This window comes from Vibrio panuliri, assembly GCF_009938205.1.
Taxonomy (GTDB): domain Bacteria; phylum Pseudomonadota; class Gammaproteobacteria; order Enterobacterales; family Vibrionaceae; genus Vibrio; species Vibrio panuliri.
Map to the genome: position 1 here is coordinate 2,287,348 of NZ_AP019654.1, position 17,917 is coordinate 2,305,264.

The following is a 17,917-nucleotide window of genomic DNA, read 5'->3' on the forward strand; positions in this document are numbered from 1 at the left end:
GAGATTTGACTATGAAAAAAACACTTCTAGCCACAGCCATTGCCCTAACCGCCGCATTCAGTGCCCATGCAGTCACCTTTAATCAACCAGATCAAGATTACATTGCAGCAGCAGAAACGATTGGTATGACAGGAGAAAACTGGGATGCACCTGAGTACGTCTCTGCTTCCATGCCACATGTTTACAAGTTTGCCCATAGCTACACACTACACAAAGGCGATTACGTTCTTGACCTTAAAAAGAGTGCTAAGCCGCTCAACCTTGATAAGGTAATCATTCAAGACTACGATGGTCCAATCTCCGCCACTCAGTTCCTAATGAATCGTTTCCAAAACCACAACGCCGTTATTCTAAAAGATGGAGAAATCGTCCACGAGCACTACAGCAACGGTCTGAATGAGTTCTCTCCACATCTAGGTATGTCGGTATCTAAGTCTTTTACAGCAATGTCCGCAGCGATTGCTGTCGGCAAAGGGTTACTTAACTGGGAAGATAAAGCGATCCAATACGTGCCAGAACTAAAAGGGACAGCATTTGAAACTGCAACCGTTCAAGAAATATCCGATATGCGTACCGCTGTCGTACTAGCCGCTGGCACGGCTGAAAAGTATTGGGATACACGCTTATCTGAAGCGCAGGGCTATTATGGTCAGGAAATGTCAGCCAAATATCCAGGCGGTACGATGGACTTTTTCCCATTGATCACAGAACGCCAAGACTACGCTATGGGTGAGAAGTACGACTATCAGGACGTCAATAGTGAGTTATTAGGCCTAATCGTTGATCGAGCAACGGGTAAATCATTCACTCACATTCTAGAGCAAGATCTACTGCAAAAAGTTGGCGTCGCCGCAGATGCCTACTTTATGTCTGATAAGCATGGTCTAGGTATGGGCTCTACTGGTATGAACATGCCAACTAAAGACCTCGCACGTGTTGGTCTTCTGTTTCTCAACCAAGGTAAAAACGAAAAAGGTGAACAAGTACTGCCGGCTAAATTCGTTCAAGATCTATGGGAAGGCAACGACGCAGTTCGCAGCGCATGGCAAAAAGGTAAAGAATCTGGCCTAGCTGATGGTTATTACAAAGACCAGTTCCGTATGCTAGAGATCGGTGGCAAGCGCTATCTTGCGATGGTGGGGGTGAACGGCCAAATGTGTGTCATGAACAAAGAAGCAAACTCGGTTATTGCTCTAAATGGCGCATACCCAATGGCTGAAACACCACGCTTTGCTGTAATGCAGTTCCACCAATTCGTACCAGCGATTGTTGAAGCACTGAGTCAGTAAGAAGTCCCAAGCAAAGGTTAGAGATAGCTCTTAAAAAGCAAAAGCCCCGACAACTCATTGAGTTATCGGGGCCTTCTTAAATAAATGGCACGCCCTGTAGGATTCGAACCTACGACCACATCCTTAGAAGGGACGTGCTCTATCCAGCTGAGCTAAGGGCGCGCTACAGGGACAGGATTATACGAGTTAGAGCGGCTAAAACAAGGGCTTTTACTAACATTCTGATCTGAATGCTTAAAAAAAGTGCACCAGCCGCGTTATTGTTTAAAATCACCACGAAGCAAACGTTTGCTTATAGATGTTCGTCAAATTTTTTGCGACAATGCACCGCGTATTTCTCGCCATTCAATAGTGAAGGAAAGTCATGACAGCTCAAAACATAGATGGGACGTTAATATCGCAAACAGTGCGATCTGAAGTTGCAGCACGAGTAAAAGCGCGCAAGGAAGCCGGCTTACGTGCGCCGGGCTTGGCTGTAGTGCTCGTGGGTGAAGACCCTGCATCGCAAGTTTACGTAGGTAGCAAGCGTAGAGCGTGTGAAGAAGTTGGCTTTGTCTCTAAATCATTCGACATGCCCGCTTCTACCTCAGAAGAAGAACTACTTAGCCTAATCGACGAACTGAATGGCGATGCTGAGATTGACGGTATTCTTGTACAGTTACCACTACCAGCCGGTATTGATACCACTCACGTCTTAGAACGAATCCACCCAGAGAAAGATGTGGATGGTTTCCACCCATACAATGTGGGACGCCTTGCACAGCGTATTCCTAAACTGCGCTCATGTACGCCTAAAGGTATCATTACACTGCTAGACCGTTACAACATCAACCTACGTGGTAAACACGCGGTGATCGTTGGCGCTTCAAATATTGTCGGTCGTCCAATGACACTAGAGCTACTGCTTGCTGGTTGTACAACCACAACATGCCACCGCTTTACGAAAGATTTAGAAGGTCATGTTCGCCAAGCTGACGTCGTGGTTGTAGCCGTTGGTAAACCAAACTTTATTCCTGGAGAGTGGATTAAAAAAGGTGCCGTTGTGGTCGATGTGGGCATTAACCGCCTCGATACTGGCAAGTTGGTTGGCGACGTTGAATATGATAAAGCCAAAGAAAATGCGAGCTTTATTACGCCTGTACCTGGCGGTGTGGGGCCGATGACCGTTGCAAGCCTGATTGAGAATACTATGTTGGCTTGCGAGCAGTTCCATACTGAGAAGTAACAAACGGCAACACTGGCTAAAAAACCAAAGGGCTGACGATAACTGTCAGCCCTTTTTTATTTCCATTTGCTAATAGTATTAGCTTTACGTTGTCATCCTCAAGAGGGAGGTACGACCGAGTTGGGGATCTCTAGTTTCACGCAACGAAAACCAGATTCCCTACTCGCGCTACGCGCTCTATGGAATGACAGAAATAAGGAACGATGAAAGCCAAGTTCCCTACTCGCACTCTTTTGCTCTTAAAGACTCAGAATGACACCCGCTAGAGATGCACTCATTAGGTTTGCCATTACACCCGCTGCAATTGCGCGGAAGCCAAACTTAGAAATAAAAGTACGTTTCTCTGGCACTAAGCTACCTAGACCACCAATCAGCATTGCCATACTTGAGATGTTGGCAAAACCACACAGTGCAAAAGTCACAATCGCTTGTGAGTGCGCGCTAAGCAATGGCTTGGCTTCAATTAGCTGAATAAATGCCACAAACTCGTTCACGACAATCTTGTTACCAATCAATGCACCAGCAATCGTAGCTTCACTCCAAGGCACACCAAGCAACCAGGCAACAGGCGCAAATAGGTAGCCAAGGATCAGCTCGAAGCTCAGCTCAATACCAAATAGCCCACCAGCCCAACCAAGTAGACCATTCAGCAGTGCAATCACACTCACAAAAGCCAACAAAGTCGCACCAACAGCAGCAGCAATACGTAGGCCTGACATCGCACCGTCCGCTAACGCTTCTACCACATTGGTTGCTTTCGCTGTATCTTCGTCTTCAAGCAACACTTCTGGCTTCACTTCTTCACTTTCTGGCATCATGATTTTTGCCATCAGCAAACCGGCAGGCGCTGACATAAATGCTGCAGCAATGAGGTAATTAAGCTCGACACCCAGTGACGCATAACCCACCAAGGTACCACCTGCTACTGATGCAAGACCACATGTCATCACCGTAAAGAACTGAGAGTCCGTCATATGTTTTAGGTAAGGACGCACAACTAAAGGTGCTTCGATCATGCCAACAAAAATGTTTGCTGTTGCAGAAAGGGATTCAGCACGACCAATACCCAAAAGTTTTTGTAGACCACCACCAATTAGGTTAATCACCTTTGGCATCAGGCCAATATGATACAGACCTGAAATCAACGCTGAGAAGAAGACAATAATACCGAGTACGTTGATTGCAAAAGTAAAACCACCTGTCGCGAGACCGCCAAATAGAAACGCAATACCTTCTTGACCGTAGTTGATTAGGTTAGAAACCGCTGCAGTAACGTTACCTAAAGCTTCTTTGCCCGCAGGAACGTAAAGAACAAGCAAAGCAAAAGAGATTTGCAAAGCAAACGCTAATGATACCGTTCGGTAATTAATATTTTTTCTATTTGTAGATAGTAGCCATGCGGTAAGCAAAATAGCCACAATACCAAGGATTGAGTTCATAAAATGAATCCGACAAAAGTGGGGGAATAAGATTGGCGCCGGATAATAACCGCGAAAAAATGAGATGCAAATCACATTTGTTGCAAAGTTGTGGTTTTGAGTGGTTACTTTTAAACCATCAGTGTAACCACATGTTTTATAAAGAGATAAACGATTGCCAAAAACTATTATTTCCAAATGGAAAATATGTTTCTGACTTAAGAAATAATAACTAAACGTTTGGTCGGCTAATATACGGAGCTAATTGAACATCCCAATGGCATGGTGAACCAATCTTTTTTTTGATGAATTCAATGACTGCAGAGGTTTTTTTCGGCATATAGTGACGGCTTGGATAAACTGCATAAAACGGCATGCTTTGGCTCGCGCGCCACTCTGGCAGTAATTGGATCAGCTGGCCTTGTTTAAACTCATCACGAATTAGGTAAGTCGCTAAATAAGCAATCCCCCACCCTGCAACCGCAGCATCACGCACCGCTTCAGCTAAGTCGACAGAATAGTTACCACTCACCTTAACCGCTAGTTGCTGCTCAGTATTGCTAAAACTCCAGTTGGTGTAGTCACGTTCCCAACTGCGATAGATCAGACAATTGTGCTCTGCTAGCTCTTGCGGATGAGTCGGAGCGGCGTGGTGCATAAGATAATCTGGAGAAGCGGCAACGACGAATTGGCAATCCGCAATACGCTGCGCTACGTAGCCCTCAGGCAACCGCTCATTATTGGTGATCCATAGATCAAGCCCTTCTTCGAGCATGTCGACTTTGTAATCAAACAGGTGCACTTCTACCTGCAAATCTGGGTGTTGCGCCCGAAGCTCTTGAATCGCCGGAATAATATGCAAGGTGCCAAATGATTGTGAAAGTCCGATTTTCACTAAGCCTTCTACTTCATCACGTTGACTTTCAATCTCGGTTTGCGCTTCATCGATAGTGAGTACAATCTGTTGGCAATGGCGGAAAAATCGCTCACCCGCTTCGGTCGCCGTAAAACTGCGAGTTGTTCGCTGAACTAATTTAACCCCAAGGGATTGCTCTAACAAAGCAAGTTGCTTACTCACATGAGATACCGATACTCCTAAGCTCTTCGCTGCGAGAGTAAAGTTTTTATGTTTGAGTAGTGCAGCAAACACCACCATTTGGGCGGCTCGTTCTGAAAGCACAGCGTCTCCTAGAAAAGTCAAAGGGGCTCAATGAGCCCCTTACTATAGTTTGAGTTGCTAACTAAGGCTAGCGCGTGTTGAACACGTTTAGTCGAGCATAATACGGTCAGCTAAGTGACTCACCGCCAATGCAAAGTAGTATGAGCGATTCCACTTCATCAACACATTGTAGTTGTTGTAAACCAAGTAGACTCGACCATTAGCATTATCAGGGGCCGTCAACCAAGCATCGACGTCAACATTGGGCAATGGCGAGCCGTCAAAACGAGTAATACCGAGTTGATTCCATTCTGCCAATGTTTTCTCTTTACCTTCAACACGTCCCTCAATACTCATGTCAAAGCCTTTAGGTAACTTAACCTGGCGACCCCATGTGTAGGTATCATCCCAACCAGATTGATGAAGATAATTTGCTGCCGAGGCAAATACATCTGCTTCAGTGTTCCAAATATCTTTCTTACCATCGCCATTACCATCAGCAGCAAAGTTGATAAATGAGCTTGGCATAAACTGACATTGTCCCATCGCGCCAGCCCAAGAGCCCTTCATATCTTCAACTTGAATGTGCCCTTGCTGCAAAATGGTTAACGCAGCCATCAACTCCGAGCGGAAAAACTCTTCGCGGCGGCCGTCATAAGCCATGGTAGAGAGAGCATCAACCACACTGTAATTGCCCGTGAAGCGACCAAAATTACTCTCGATTCCCCAAAGCGCGACAATAAATCTTGGCTGTACACCGTATTCTTCACCAATTCGAGAAAGCTCAGCTTGGTGTTTTTGGTAGAGCTCTTTCGCCTGTTTTACCTTCCAATCAGGTACCGCTCGTGGGATGTACTCATCGAGCGTTAAACGCTTCTCTGGTTGGTTCCGATCGGCTTTCACCGCTCTTGGTTTGTAGGTCACGTCAGCAAAAGCATCAGTCACAATCTGTTGCGAGATTCCTTGCTCAAGCGCTTGAGCTTTTAAGCCTTCGACATATTGATCAAAGTCTTTGTCTTGCGCAAAAACAGCAGAACTCAAAGTTAAACCTAAAACAACTGACAGCACTTTCTTCACGATTGCCTCCTTGGACGACGGTGCATTATTCTGATTTTAGACGGGCTTTTTGCTCTTTGTACTCATCTAATAGGTTCTTTGGTGGCGGCGGCAATTGCAAGAAATATCCTTGCTCATTCATGGACTGTTTCACTTTTTCGATATCAACCTGTGCCAAAATGCGACCCGATAAGTTCACCACCATCACCATAGTCGGTTTACCAAACATCTGCATTAGTTGGTCAGGAACTTGTGAAAAGTCGTCCTTTTTTGGCACATATAGGTATGCACCCTCTTTTTTAGCACTTTTGTAAATAGCACAAAGCATGAGAAGCCTTTAGTTCATCAATCATTGGAAATATGTATGTTTTGTATTTTTTTTTAGCAAAACACTCAATTGACAGCAAGATAACTTGCTGAGCTTATTGAGGGAATATAACATGATACCCCTACTCGCAGGCAACGTCATTTCTGCAACAGCGATTAATAAACGAGGTCCAAAGTAAAAGATGTCACATACACCGGATTTAAAAGGTAGTAGTTTTACTTTGTCAGTTTTGCACCTTTCTGATCACGATGTCGAAAAAACGATTCGTTTTCTACAAGAAAAGGTCGAACAAGCTCCCGCATTTTTCACATCGGCCCCTGTCGTAATCAATGTCTCTTTAGCGGAAGGTGATATTGATTTCGCTGCGTTAAAACAAGGGATTTCTGATGTGGGTATGATTCCGGTAGGGATCACCGGTAGCAAAGACAAACGAACACAAAATATGGCGCGTGACGCAGGTTTCGCCATTATGTCGGCGAGTAAATCTCCGGCACAGGCACCCGCTAAAATGGGGCCAACTAAGATTATTCGTACTCCCGTTCGCTCTGGGCAACAAATTTATGCCAAGGATGCCGATCTTGTGGTGTTAAATCACGTCAGCGAAGGGGCAGAAGTCATTGCTGATGGTTCGATACATATCCACGGTACGTTGCGTGGACGCGCTATCGCCGGCGCGAGCGGTAATACAGGAGCTGTGATAGTGTGTAACAAGCTACACGCAGAGCTTATGTCTATCGCTGGTCACTATTGGCTTACCGAACAATTTGCCGAAGAGTTTTGGCAGCAAAAAGTTTTATTTAGTTTGGAAAACGACTCGCTCAAATTTGAGTTGTTAAAGATTTAAAAATTATAAGGAATAAATAATGGCACGCATTATTGTTGTGACGTCAGGTAAAGGCGGCGTAGGTAAAACTACATCTAGTGCTGCAATTGCTTCTGGTCTTGCTCTCAAGGGCAAAAAGACCGCGGTAATTGATTTTGATATTGGTCTACGTAACCTTGATTTGATCATGGGTTGTGAACGTCGTGTCGTTTATGACTTTGTTAACGTTATCAATGGTGAAGCAACGCTGAACCAAGCGATGATCAAAGACAAACGCACAGAGAACCTTTTCATTCTGCCTGCATCACAGACTCGTGACAAAGATGCGCTAACCAAAGAAGGGGTTAGACGAGTGCTTGATGAGCTTGATGAAATGGGCTTTGAGTTCGTCATTTGTGACTCTCCAGCTGGTATCGAGCAAGGCGCACTGATGGCACTTTACTTCGCCGATGAAGCAATCGTCACTACTAACCCAGAAGTCTCCTCTGTTCGCGACTCAGACCGCATCCTCGGCATCCTTGACTCTAAGTCAGTACGCGCAGAACAGGGCCTAGAGCCAGTAAAACAGCACCTTCTATTGACACGCTATAACCCAGCGCGCGTTAATCAAGGCGAAATGCTTAGCGTTGAAGATGTGGAAGAGATCCTACACATTTCTCTTTTAGGCGTTATTCCTGAAAGCCAAGCGGTGCTAAATGCTTCGAACAAAGGTGTACCAGTAATTTTTGACGATCAGTCTGATGCAGGCCAAGCTTACTCTGATACCGTTGATCGTCTGCTTGGTGAGCAAATTGACTTCCGCTTCTTAACCGAGCAGAAGAAAGGGATTTTTAAACGACTATTTGGAGGCTAATTAGGCATGTCACTACTGGAATTTTTCCGTCCACAAAAGAAGACGTCAGCAAACTTAGCCAAAGAGCGTTTGCAAATTATCGTTGCTGAGCGCCGCAGCCATGACGACCCAGCGCCATCTTACTTACCACAATTGAAGGAGGATATCCTCAAGGTAATCAGTAAGTACGTGGCTATCGACCCTTCGATGGTTGAGCTCTCTTTCGAACATAAAGATGATGATATTTCAGTGTTAGAGCTGAATGTTAAACTGCCGGAAGATGAGAAGTAAGCGGCAACGCTAACTCAAGCAGTGATTAAAAGGTTGATGTGCAAGCATCAGCCTTTTTTGTTGGCTGAAGATTGGGATTTGAGAACGTTTCGCTGCGCTCCACTTCGGGATGCGAGAACGCGAAGCAGAGCTTCGCTCCGGGAATAAGCGAGCGCTACTCCAAAAAGTTATCATCCTCAAGAGGGAAGAACAACAAAGCCCAACATTTGCCATCACAAAAAGGGATACAAACAAACCCCAAAATTGTCATCCCCGAGAGGGAGGAACGACCGAGTTGGGGATCTCGTTCTTCACACCAAGAATAAGATTCCCTACTCGCGCTACGCGCTCTATGGAATGACAGAACAGGTACGCCCTATGAACTGACAGAAAAGGCATAAGCATGTTCTATGGAGTAGCAGGTAAAGGATAAGCGTGTTCTATGTAGTGACAAGAAAAGCAGAAACCCACTCTATGAAATTACAGAACAGGCACAAGCACGCTCAAAAAGGCGTACAACGCTTCCCTTTGCAATCCCAAATAACGCGCATAAAAAAAGCCCCCATCTTACGATGAGGGCTTTGAACCTTTTTCCCGAATTAAGGTTACGTGCTAGCGAAAACTTAATTCATAACGGAGAAGCTAATTAAGCACCAGCTTTCTCTTTCTTACCTTTTTTTGCTGCTTCTTGGTCTGCTTTCTTCTTGATTACAGTAGTACCTTCGAAAGTTTCACCTTCAACAAAAGCTTTACCGTAGTAAGAAGCTAGTAGAACTTCTTTCAGCTCAGTGATTAGAGGGTAGCGTGGGTTCGCACCAGTACATTGGTCATCGAACGCTTCTACTGCTAGCTCATCAACTTTCGCTACGAAGTCAGCTTCGTTTACGCCAGCCGCTTGGATAGACAGTGGAATGTCTAGGTCACCTTTAAGCTCTTCCAACCATGCTAGTAGACGTTCAATCTTCTGAGCAGTGCGGTCACCGGCTTGGCTTAGGCCTAGGTGGTCAGCAACTTCAGCGTAACGACGACGTGCTTGTGGACGGTCGTATTGAGAGAACGCAGTTTGTTTAGTTGGGTTGTCGTTCGCGTTGTAACGTACCACGTTAGAGATAAGTAGCGCGTTAGCCAAACCGTGTGGTAGGTGGAACTCAGCACCTAGTTTGTGTGCCATTGAGTGACAAACACCTAGGAATGCGTTCGCAAATGCCATACCAGCGATAGTTGCTGCGTTATGTACTTTCTCACGAGCGATTGGGTCGTTAGCACCGTTCGCGTAGCTTGAAGGTAGGTACTCTTTAAGCATCTTAAGTGCTTGTAGAGCCTGACCGTCTGAGTATTCGTTCGCTAGAACTGATACGTAAGCTTCTAGAGCGTGAGTTACTGCATCGTAACCACCGAATGCTGTTAGAGACTTAGGCATGTTCATAACAAGGTTCGCGTCAACGATAGCCATGTTAGGAGTTAGTTCGTAGTCAGCTAGTGGGTATTTAGCACCAGTTTCGTCGTCTGTAACAACCGCGAATGGCGTAACTTCTGAACCTGTACCTGAAGTTGTAGTGATACATACAAGCTCAGCTTTTTGACCCATTTTAGGGAACTTGTAGATACGTTTACGGATGTCCATAAAGCGCATTGCTAGTTCTTCAAATGCTGTTTCTGGGTGCTCGTACATAACCCACATGATCTTAGCCGCATCCATTGGTGAACCACCACCTAGCGCTAGGATTACGTCAGGTTGGAAGCTTTGCATTGCATCCGCACCTTTCTTAACTACAGATAGCGTTGGGTCAGCTTCAACGTCAAAGAACGTTTGAACTTCCATACCTTGAGCTTTCAGTAGTTTCACAACTTCATCTGAGTAGCCATTGTTGAATAGGAAACGGTCAGTTACTAGGAATGCGCGTTTCTTACCTTCTAGGTCGCTAAGAGCGATTGGAAGGCTACCACGACGGAAGTAGATAGACTTAGGTAGTTTGTGCCACAACATGTTTTCAGCTCGCTTCGCTACAGTTTTCTTGTTGATTAGGTGCTTAGGACCTACGTTCTCAGAGATAGAGTTACCACCCCAAGAACCACAACCTAGAGTTAGAGAAGGCGCTACGTTGAAGTTGTAAAGGTCACCGATACCACCGTGAGTAGTTGGGATGTTTACAAGGATACGTGCAGTCTTCATCTTGTCGCCGAAGTAACGGATGCGATCAGCGTTTACGTCTTGGTTAGTGTATAGGCCAGATGTGTGACCGATACCACCGATTTCAACCATAGTTACCGCTTGAGCAACTGCGTCTTCGAAGTTGTCTGCACGGAATAGACCTAGAGTTGGAGATAGTTTCTCGTGAGCAAATGCGTCATCGTATGAAACTTTACCAAGACCTTCACCAACAAGAACTTTAGTGTCAGCTGGAACTTTAACGCCTGCCATTTCAGCGATTGCTGCTGCTGGCTGACCTACGATTTTCGCGTTTAGGTTACCGTCGATTAGCAAAACTTTACGAACTTTGTCCGCTTCAGCTTTGTTTAGAACGTAAGCTTTGTGAGAAGCGAAACGCTCTTTAACTTCGTCGTATACAGAGTCAACAACGATTGCAGCCTGCTCAGAAGCACATACTACGCCGTTATCGAAAGTTTTAGACATTAGGATAGATGCTACAGCACGTTTGATGTCTGCTGTTTCATCGATAACAACTGGAACGTTACCTGCACCTACACCGATTGCTGGTTTACCAGAAGAGTAAGCTGCTTTAACCATGCCTGGACCACCAGTTGCAAGGATAAGAGCGATACCATCGTGCTTCATAAGAGCGTTAGAAAGCTCAACTGAAGGTTGGTCGATCCAACCGATGATGTCTTTTGGTGCGCCTGCTGCAACTGCTGCATCTAGAACTAGTTTAGCTGCATCGTTAGTTGAGTTTTTAGCGCGTGGGTGTGGTGAGAAGATGATACCGTTACGAGTCTTCAGAGAGATTAGAGATTTGAAGATCGCTGTAGAGGTTGGGTTAGTTGTTGGAACGATACCGCAAATGATACCTACAGGCTCTGCGATAGTCATTGTGCCTAGGTTGTCGTCTTCTTCAAGAACGCCACAAGTTTTCTCATCTTTGTATTTGTTGTAAATGAACTCAGATGCGAAGTGGTTCTTGATTACTTTATCTTCAACAATACCCATACCAGACTCTGCAACCGCTTGTTGTGCTAGCGGGATACGAGCTTGGTTAGCTGCTAAAGATGCTGCGCGGAAGATCTTGTCTACTTGCTCTTGAGAGTAAGTAGCAAATTCAGCTTGAGCCGCTTTTACGCGTTCTACTAGAGCATCTAGTTCAGCTAAGTTAGTTACAGGCATAGGGAATCTCCTAAAATTAACAAATATTAAAAACTTTTTATTAAGTCTGTTGCTCTATATTGCTTCGCCAATACTGTCTGAAGTCCGACTTACAACACGCTTAGTAAATTGCTTTCAGGGCTGAGTATATTATTTCAAGTTGTGAAAAAAATTGACTTAGATCAGTTCTCGCAATCTAATTAACCCTAAAGTGGTGCCAACTGGAAACAAATCACCATAACTAATTGAAATAAAACAATAAAAACCCAAAACAAAAACTGAACAAAAAAGTAGCAATCGAACCAAAAAACATAGAAAACGACAATAATCTGTAAAAAAATTTCATTTTTTAGCCACACACTTTCATGTAGCTCCTGAAATTTGTGCTACTAGGAGTATATCGCAACCACATTATCTCTCTACAACTCGACATAATTTTTGTTGAAAGTGTGCGAATGTTAACGTTTATGAAGCAAAACTCAGAATTGAAAGCCTTGTTGATTAACATTCAACCTCATCTGTATTTACAACAAGCAAACGATAAGATTTTCTCACTCGTAGCAACCTTTATACGTTAGTTTTTTTCATTCGTTTACTGAGCCGTTATGCACTACATTATGCGCCGCAATTTACATCTTTATCATTTCAACTCTGTGGACCTTTGAGCGCGACTATGCAGACTATTGAGCTAGCTATTTTCCTTCAGTTCTTTCTAGGACTGGTTGCTGCAGTAAACCCAATTGGCATCATGCCTATCTTTGTTTCTTTGACCGGTCATATGACTTTAGAAGAAAAACGTAAGACCGCACGCACCGCCCATATTGCCATTGCCAGTATTTTGATTATCTCGCTGGTTGCAGGTCAGGTGTTGCTGGATATGTTCAGCATTTCGCTAGATTCGTTCCGAGTGGTAGGTGGATTGCTGATCCTAACTATTGCCTTTTCGATGATGAGCGGTAAGTTGGGTGAAGATAAACAGAACAATCAGGAAAAAAGCGAATACGTTAGCCGCGAGCAAATTGGCGTTGTGCCACTTGCCATGCCTCTATTAGCGGGCCCTGGTGCAATCAGCTCGACGATTGTCTACGGAGCTCGTCACCCTAACCTTCTTGATACGGTCGGCATCGCGCTGACTATTGTGGTTTTTTGCTTCTGCTCATGGCTTCTCTACCGCTCTGCCCCGTTTATCGTGCGTTTTCTGGGTCAAACAGGGATCAACATTATTACCCGTATTATGGGTTTGATTTTAGGTGCGCTGGGTATTGAATTTATTGCGAATGGTTTACGCGGACTGTTTCCAGCATTAATGGGGTAATATCCCGTTGGCTATGTTGATTAGCCTAACGTTTGCTTTCTGGTATGATGTGACATAAAGAAAACCACTATGTTGCGTCATGCCTAAATCTTCTTTACAGCATCAGCTATACGTCATTATCTTCGGTACTCACACAACTGCAGGTCGAGTATTTGATATTGGCTTAATCATCGCTATCTTAACCTCGCTGCTAGTCCTTGTTCTCGAGTCACTGCCCAATGTGATGGTCGAATGGAGCACTCAACTGCGTTACGGTGAATATTTCTTTACCGGGCTATTTACGATTGAGTATATCCTGCGCCTCTACTGCTCTCCGAAACCAAGAGCTTATGCAACCAGCTTTTATGGCATTATCGATTTACTAGCCATCCTGCCCACCTATATCGCTATTTTCTTCCCGTCTGTAGCATTTATGGGTGTCATCCGCTTGTTGCGTGTTATGCGGATCTTCCGCGTGCTTAAATTAGTTCGTTATCTACAAGATTCGAATATTCTCTTACGCTCGCTGTTAATGGCAAAACGTAAGATTTTTATCTTCTTTAATACGGTTGCCATCTTAGTGACTATTTTCGGCTCTTTGATTTACGTAATCGAGGGGCCACAAAATGGCTTTACCAGTATTCCGCAAAGTATTTATTGGGCAATTGTTACCATTACAACGGTGGGATATGGGGACTTAGTACCACAAACCGCATTAGGCAAAGGGCTAGCTTCGCTGACAATGCTCTTGGGCTACTCAATTCTTGCGGTACCAACAGGGATTATCACCGCCGAGCTCAACAATGAAATGAAGTCGCACCGGACTCTGGTGAAATGTCCTAACTGCTCTAAAACGGGCCATGAGGCGGACGCAATGTACTGTAAACACTGTGGTAGTGACCTAGCGGAACCGGATGAACGGGTCGTTCCTGTTGATAAATAGCAAAAAAGCTCCCTCGGGAGCTTTTCTTCTATTGCTAATCGCTAGCAACCATCATCGACCGTTTCAATTTGAACATCCGCCCCCACTTCCATTGCTGCGGTGTATTTTACGTAACACTCTGTCGCTTCAATCTCTGCATTAAAATCAGAACCGGAGTAATTTTTTAAGTAGCTAGAACGAGTAACAATCCAGTAATCAGGATCTGCAATGCTGCCTTGGTTCTGAGCAGCCCACACCCATTCTTTTGTTAGGTCATGGTAGCCCTCATCGAGCTCTAGAAACTCCACTAACCCTTGCTTGTTGACCGAAGGATAACCAAATTGAATGCCACCGTACCCATCAATGGTATAGGTTGGTTCGTTTTCTTTCCCTAATACAAGCGCTTTGCTGTGTGCAAGCTCAACCGCATCATGCACTGCGCCAGATACACCCTGTAATGCTGCGCGATTGGCGTCATCACTGAGATTGAGAAACTTAGGCATCGCGACCGCTGATAAAATACCCAAGATCACTATCACCACCACCAACTCAATCAAAGTAAAACCTTGCTTGTACACTCTCATTTTTTCCTCCGCAATTCGTCACAAAGTTGCCACACTAAGTTGGTCACGTCAGAGAGAAGTCAACATTGAGTCAATATCCTTCGAGCAATTGTGTCACTCTAAGTTTTTGTTTTTGATCGCACTTTCATGCAAAACCTCAGTTTTTCGCTGTTCACTTACAAAAGCATCAACAAAAAACAAAACCCTATATTGGCCTAGAAAACAAAAAGCCACCGCGAAATACGGTGGCTATCAATCACTAACGATTAAGTAAGTAGTCGGTTATTGCTTTTCTGCAAGGATGATACGCAACGTACGACGTAGTGGCTCTGCCGCCCCCCAAAGAAGTTGGTCGCCCACTGTAAACGCATTTAAGAAATCGTCGCCCATTGCCATTTTACGTAGACGGCCTACAGGGATAGATAGCGTTCCGGTTACTTTCGCCGGTGTCAGCTCTTGCGCGGTAATATCACGGTCGTTCGGGATCACTTTCACCCAATCGTTATGCGTCGAGATAATCTCTTCGATTTCATCCATCGGCACATTTTGCTTTAGCTTGATGGTAAGCGCTTGAGAGTGACAACGCATCGCACCGATACGAACACAGGTACCATCAATTGGCACTGGCGAGTCTTGGAAGCCTAAAATTTTGTTAGCTTCTACACCCGCTTTCCACTCTTCTTTGCTCTGACCATTATCGCGCTTAACATCAATCCACGGAATCAATGAGCCCGCAAGCGGCACGCCGAACTTGTCTGTTGGAAAAGAACCGCTGCGCATTGTATCTGCAACTTTCTTGTCGATATCAAGGATAGAGCTTGCAGGGTTGGCTAATTCTGAACTCACTGCATCATTAATCACACCCATTTGGGAGATAAGTTCACGCATATTTTGCGCGCCTGCACCTGATGCTGCTTGGTAGGTCATCGCACTGGTCCACTCGACTAGACCTTTTTCAAACAGACCGCCCAATCCCATCAACATTAAACTGACCGTACAGTTACCACCCACAAAGGTATTGGTACCTGAGTGAATACCTTGTTGAATCTGAGCATGGTTAACCGGATCAAGCGTGATAATAGAGTCAGATGCCATGCGTAAAGTTGAAGCGGCATCAATCCAGTAGCCTTTCCAACCCGCTTGGCGAAGAGCAGGATAAACCTTCTCTGTATAGCCACCACCTTGACAAGTAATTACTGCATCAAGCTGTTTTAAACTCTCAATATCAAATGCATCTTGCAGATCACCAGCATCTTTACCCAAGAAAGGCGCGGGGATGCCCACTTGTGAGGTGCTGTAAAACACGGGTTCAATAAGGTCGAAATCGCCTTCTTCTACCATTCGTTGCATCAGCACAGAACCTACCATGCCGCGCCACCCAACTAAACCTACTCTCATCATCAACTCTCCATGTATTCAATTAAATTGCGTATACCCAATTCCCCTCAGAGCGCTCATCCCCTTAAATAAAGTGAATTGGGTATACTCTGACCATCTTTCAATTTTCAAACAAAAATCTCAAGCTAAAAATTGAACTTTAGTCAGTTATTTTTAATAAAATGTTGCTATCGAACCTTTTTTATCGCGTTTTCACGCTTGCTCTCGTCACTGACACTCCATGCAACTGAACAAATAACCACCGCCACTGTGGCACATTAAGATTACACTTCAACCAAAGCAAAGCTACAGCTCGAATGCACAACTTTAACCAAATTAACTATATTTTCACCAATCAGAAGCTAATTTATACAATTAGACCTCATATTCTCGAATTATTCACTCACTTGATGTATGGTTTCGCCGCAAATAAAAAGGAGTTAACACTCAAAGTCCTTACCTAATGCAACTGTTCCAATAGAAAACCATCACAAACTGATGATTTTCACTAAAAATAGAGCGAACACGCCATTTATGTCACAAAGTGCATAAACTGGGTAAGGAGTTCGATTTCAATAGCAAAGAGGCTCGCTATGACGCAACATCTACCTCGACTGCCAAGTTTGACACAAGTCGTTGTCTCACTTGGTTTATTTCTACTGATGGCTTTTTCGTTCACAGCCCAGTTAAATCTACCAATCCAGCTAGCACTTTACATCGGCTGGTTCATTATCATTACCTTAGGCTTAAGACTTGGTCACAAGTACAAAGAACTTGAACAAGCCGCCTTAAATGGTATTTCGAATGGCCTTGGCGCGGTACTTATCTTACTCGCCGTCGGAGCATTGGTTGGTACTTGGATCTCTGGCGGTATTGTACCTACCATCATTTACTATGGTCTTAAAGCTATCCACCCTTCAATTTTCCTTTTAGCTACCATGGTGATCTGCTCATTAACCGCACTGGCAACGGGCACCTCATGGGGTGCAGCAGGTACAGCGGGTATCGCGATGATGGGAATCGGTCAAGGTTTGGGAGTCCCTGCACCTGTTACTGCCGGTGCGATTCTTTCTGGCTGTTATTTTGGCGACAAGATGTCACCATTATCTGATTCAGTGATCCTTGCTTCTTCTATGTCTAACGTAGAAGTCATGGAACACATCAAAGGTATGCTACCTATCGCGCTCATTAGCTATGTTATCACTGGTATTCTATTTACATTGTTTGGTTTCCACTACGCCGGCAACGTCGATATGTCACAAGTACAAGATGTGATCGCAGCAATGGACAATCAGTTCTACATTACGCCACTTTCATTTGTACCCGTGGTGGTTGTATTGGTATTGCTAGCGATGCGAATGCCGTCGTTCCCTGTTATTAGCTTTGGCTCATTGCTCGGCATCATCTGGGCAGTCACTGTGCAAGATGTTGACTTTCTAACAGCGTTTAACACCGCTTGGGCACCATTTGCCATTTCTTCTGGGGTGGATTTTATTGACTCGATTTTAAACCGAGGCGGGATGTCTTCAATGCTTGGCTCTGTCGCGGTAATTGTATTTGGTCTAGGCTTTGGCGGTCTGCTGGATAAAGTCGGTGTGCTAGAAACCATCGCCAAACTGTTCGAGCGTCGAGTAAACAACGCAGGCTCGTTGGCGACCTCAACAATTGCCACAGCCTTTATGGGTAATGTTTTTGGCTCGGCAATGTATGTTTCTTTGATCCTGACACCAAAGATCTGTGCTAAAAACTACGATCGCCTTGGATTTAAGCGCAAGAACTTATCACGCAACGCTGAGTTCGGCGGTACATTAACATCCGGTATGGTGCCATGGAGTGATAACGGTATTTACATGGCGAGCATTCTTGGTGTCGCGACGTTATCCTACGCACCATTTATGTGGTTAAGCTTTGTTTGTATTATCGTCACCATTACTTGCTCATACATGGGTTGGTTCATTGACCGTTGCGAGCCACAAGCGCAAGTAACCACAGATGAAGAAGCTGAACTAAAACAGCAAACCGCATAAAAACATTACTTGAGC

At 44.7% G+C, this 17,917-nt stretch carries 15 protein-coding genes and 1 tRNA gene; 8 read left to right on the forward strand and 8 right to left on the reverse strand.

Annotated elements, in window-relative coordinates:
* The first annotated feature begins 11 nt into the window (after positions 1 to 11).
* Positions 12 to 1,289, forward strand: a complete 1,278-nt coding sequence (locus tag GZK95_RS10320) for a serine hydrolase domain-containing protein (protein ID WP_075714897.1) — start codon at positions 12 to 14, stop codon at positions 1,287 to 1,289.
* A gap of 85 nt (positions 1,290 to 1,374) precedes the next feature.
* Here GZK95_RS10320 and GZK95_RS10325 read toward each other — a convergent pair.
* Positions 1,375 to 1,451 (reverse strand) — tRNA-Arg (locus GZK95_RS10325).
* A gap of 202 nt (positions 1,452 to 1,653) precedes the next feature.
* On the opposite strand from GZK95_RS10325, the gene folD reads away from it, so the two are divergent.
* Positions 1,654 to 2,514 (forward strand): bifunctional methylenetetrahydrofolate dehydrogenase/methenyltetrahydrofolate cyclohydrolase FolD, encoded by an 861-nt coding sequence (gene folD / locus GZK95_RS10330; RefSeq protein ID WP_075714895.1) that lies wholly within the window; start codon positions 1,654 to 1,656, stop codon positions 2,512 to 2,514.
* A 239-nt stretch (positions 2,515 to 2,753) separates the two neighbouring features.
* Here folD and GZK95_RS10335 read toward each other — a convergent pair whose 3' ends face one another.
* The 4 genes from GZK95_RS10335 to GZK95_RS10350 form a co-directional block, all read right to left on the reverse strand.
* The gene (locus GZK95_RS10335) at positions 2,754 to 3,953 is read right to left on the reverse strand and encodes a NupC/NupG family nucleoside CNT transporter (RefSeq protein ID WP_075708380.1); all 1,200 of its coding nucleotides are present in this window, start codon (positions 3,951 to 3,953) and stop codon (positions 2,754 to 2,756) included.
* A gap of 211 nt (positions 3,954 to 4,164) precedes the next feature.
* Positions 4,165 to 5,112, reverse strand: a complete 948-nt coding sequence (locus GZK95_RS10340; protein ID WP_075714893.1) for a LysR family transcriptional regulator — start codon at positions 5,110 to 5,112, stop codon at positions 4,165 to 4,167.
* Between the two features lie 87 nt (positions 5,113 to 5,199).
* Complete coding sequence (locus GZK95_RS10345; RefSeq protein ID WP_075708384.1) at positions 5,200 to 6,168, reverse strand: lytic murein transglycosylase; 969 nt, start codon at positions 6,166 to 6,168, stop codon at positions 5,200 to 5,202.
* Between the two features lie 25 nt (positions 6,169 to 6,193).
* Positions 6,194 to 6,475, reverse strand: coding sequence for a YcgL domain-containing protein (locus GZK95_RS10350; RefSeq protein WP_075714891.1), 282 nt, complete (start codon positions 6,473 to 6,475; stop codon positions 6,194 to 6,196).
* Between the two features lie 181 nt (positions 6,476 to 6,656).
* On the opposite strand from GZK95_RS10350, the gene minC reads away from it, so the two are divergent.
* From minC to minE, 3 genes are read left to right on the forward strand one after another with little or no spacing between them, the layout of a single operon-like run.
* A complete protein-coding gene (gene minC, locus GZK95_RS10355) occupies positions 6,657 to 7,319 on the forward strand; it encodes a septum site-determining protein MinC (RefSeq protein ID WP_075708388.1) in 663 nt (220 codons plus the stop codon).
* Between the two features lie 19 nt (positions 7,320 to 7,338).
* Positions 7,339 to 8,151 (forward strand): septum site-determining protein MinD, encoded by an 813-nt coding sequence (gene minD / locus GZK95_RS10360; protein WP_075708390.1) that lies wholly within the window; start codon positions 7,339 to 7,341, stop codon positions 8,149 to 8,151.
* 6 nt (positions 8,152 to 8,157) lie between these two features.
* Complete coding sequence (minE, locus tag GZK95_RS10365) at positions 8,158 to 8,421, forward strand: cell division topological specificity factor MinE (RefSeq protein WP_075708392.1); 264 nt, start codon at positions 8,158 to 8,160, stop codon at positions 8,419 to 8,421.
* 625 nt (positions 8,422 to 9,046) lie between these two features.
* Here the strand turns inward: minE and adhE are convergent.
* Positions 9,047 to 11,740, reverse strand: coding sequence for a bifunctional acetaldehyde-CoA/alcohol dehydrogenase (adhE, locus tag GZK95_RS10370; protein WP_075708394.1), 2,694 nt, complete (start codon positions 11,738 to 11,740; stop codon positions 9,047 to 9,049).
* A gap of 652 nt (positions 11,741 to 12,392) precedes the next feature.
* Between adhE and GZK95_RS10375 the strand changes: the two genes are divergently transcribed.
* Both GZK95_RS10375 and GZK95_RS10380 read left to right on the forward strand, forming a co-directional pair.
* Complete coding sequence (locus GZK95_RS10375; RefSeq protein WP_075708396.1) at positions 12,393 to 13,034, forward strand: YchE family NAAT transporter; 642 nt, start codon at positions 12,393 to 12,395, stop codon at positions 13,032 to 13,034.
* A 79-nt stretch (positions 13,035 to 13,113) separates the two neighbouring features.
* Positions 13,114 to 13,956: an ion transporter gene (locus tag GZK95_RS10380; RefSeq protein WP_075714889.1), complete on the forward strand. Its 843-nt coding sequence runs from the start codon at positions 13,114 to 13,116 to the stop codon at positions 13,954 to 13,956.
* A 41-nt stretch (positions 13,957 to 13,997) separates the two neighbouring features.
* On the opposite strand, the gene GZK95_RS10385 is transcribed toward GZK95_RS10380, so the two are convergent.
* The gene (locus tag GZK95_RS10385) at positions 13,998 to 14,519 is read right to left on the reverse strand and encodes a type II secretion system protein (protein WP_075708402.1); all 522 of its coding nucleotides are present in this window, start codon (positions 14,517 to 14,519) and stop codon (positions 13,998 to 14,000) included.
* A 261-nt stretch (positions 14,520 to 14,780) separates the two neighbouring features.
* On the reverse strand, positions 14,781 to 15,896 hold the full coding sequence (gene asd, locus GZK95_RS10390) for an aspartate-semialdehyde dehydrogenase (protein WP_075708663.1): 1,116 nt from the start codon (positions 15,894 to 15,896) through the stop codon (positions 14,781 to 14,783).
* A 572-nt stretch (positions 15,897 to 16,468) separates the two neighbouring features.
* Here asd and nhaC point away from each other — a divergent pair.
* Complete coding sequence (gene nhaC, locus GZK95_RS10395; protein ID WP_075714887.1) at positions 16,469 to 17,902, forward strand: Na+/H+ antiporter NhaC; 1,434 nt, start codon at positions 16,469 to 16,471, stop codon at positions 17,900 to 17,902.
* Positions 17,903 to 17,917 lie beyond the last annotated feature (15 nt).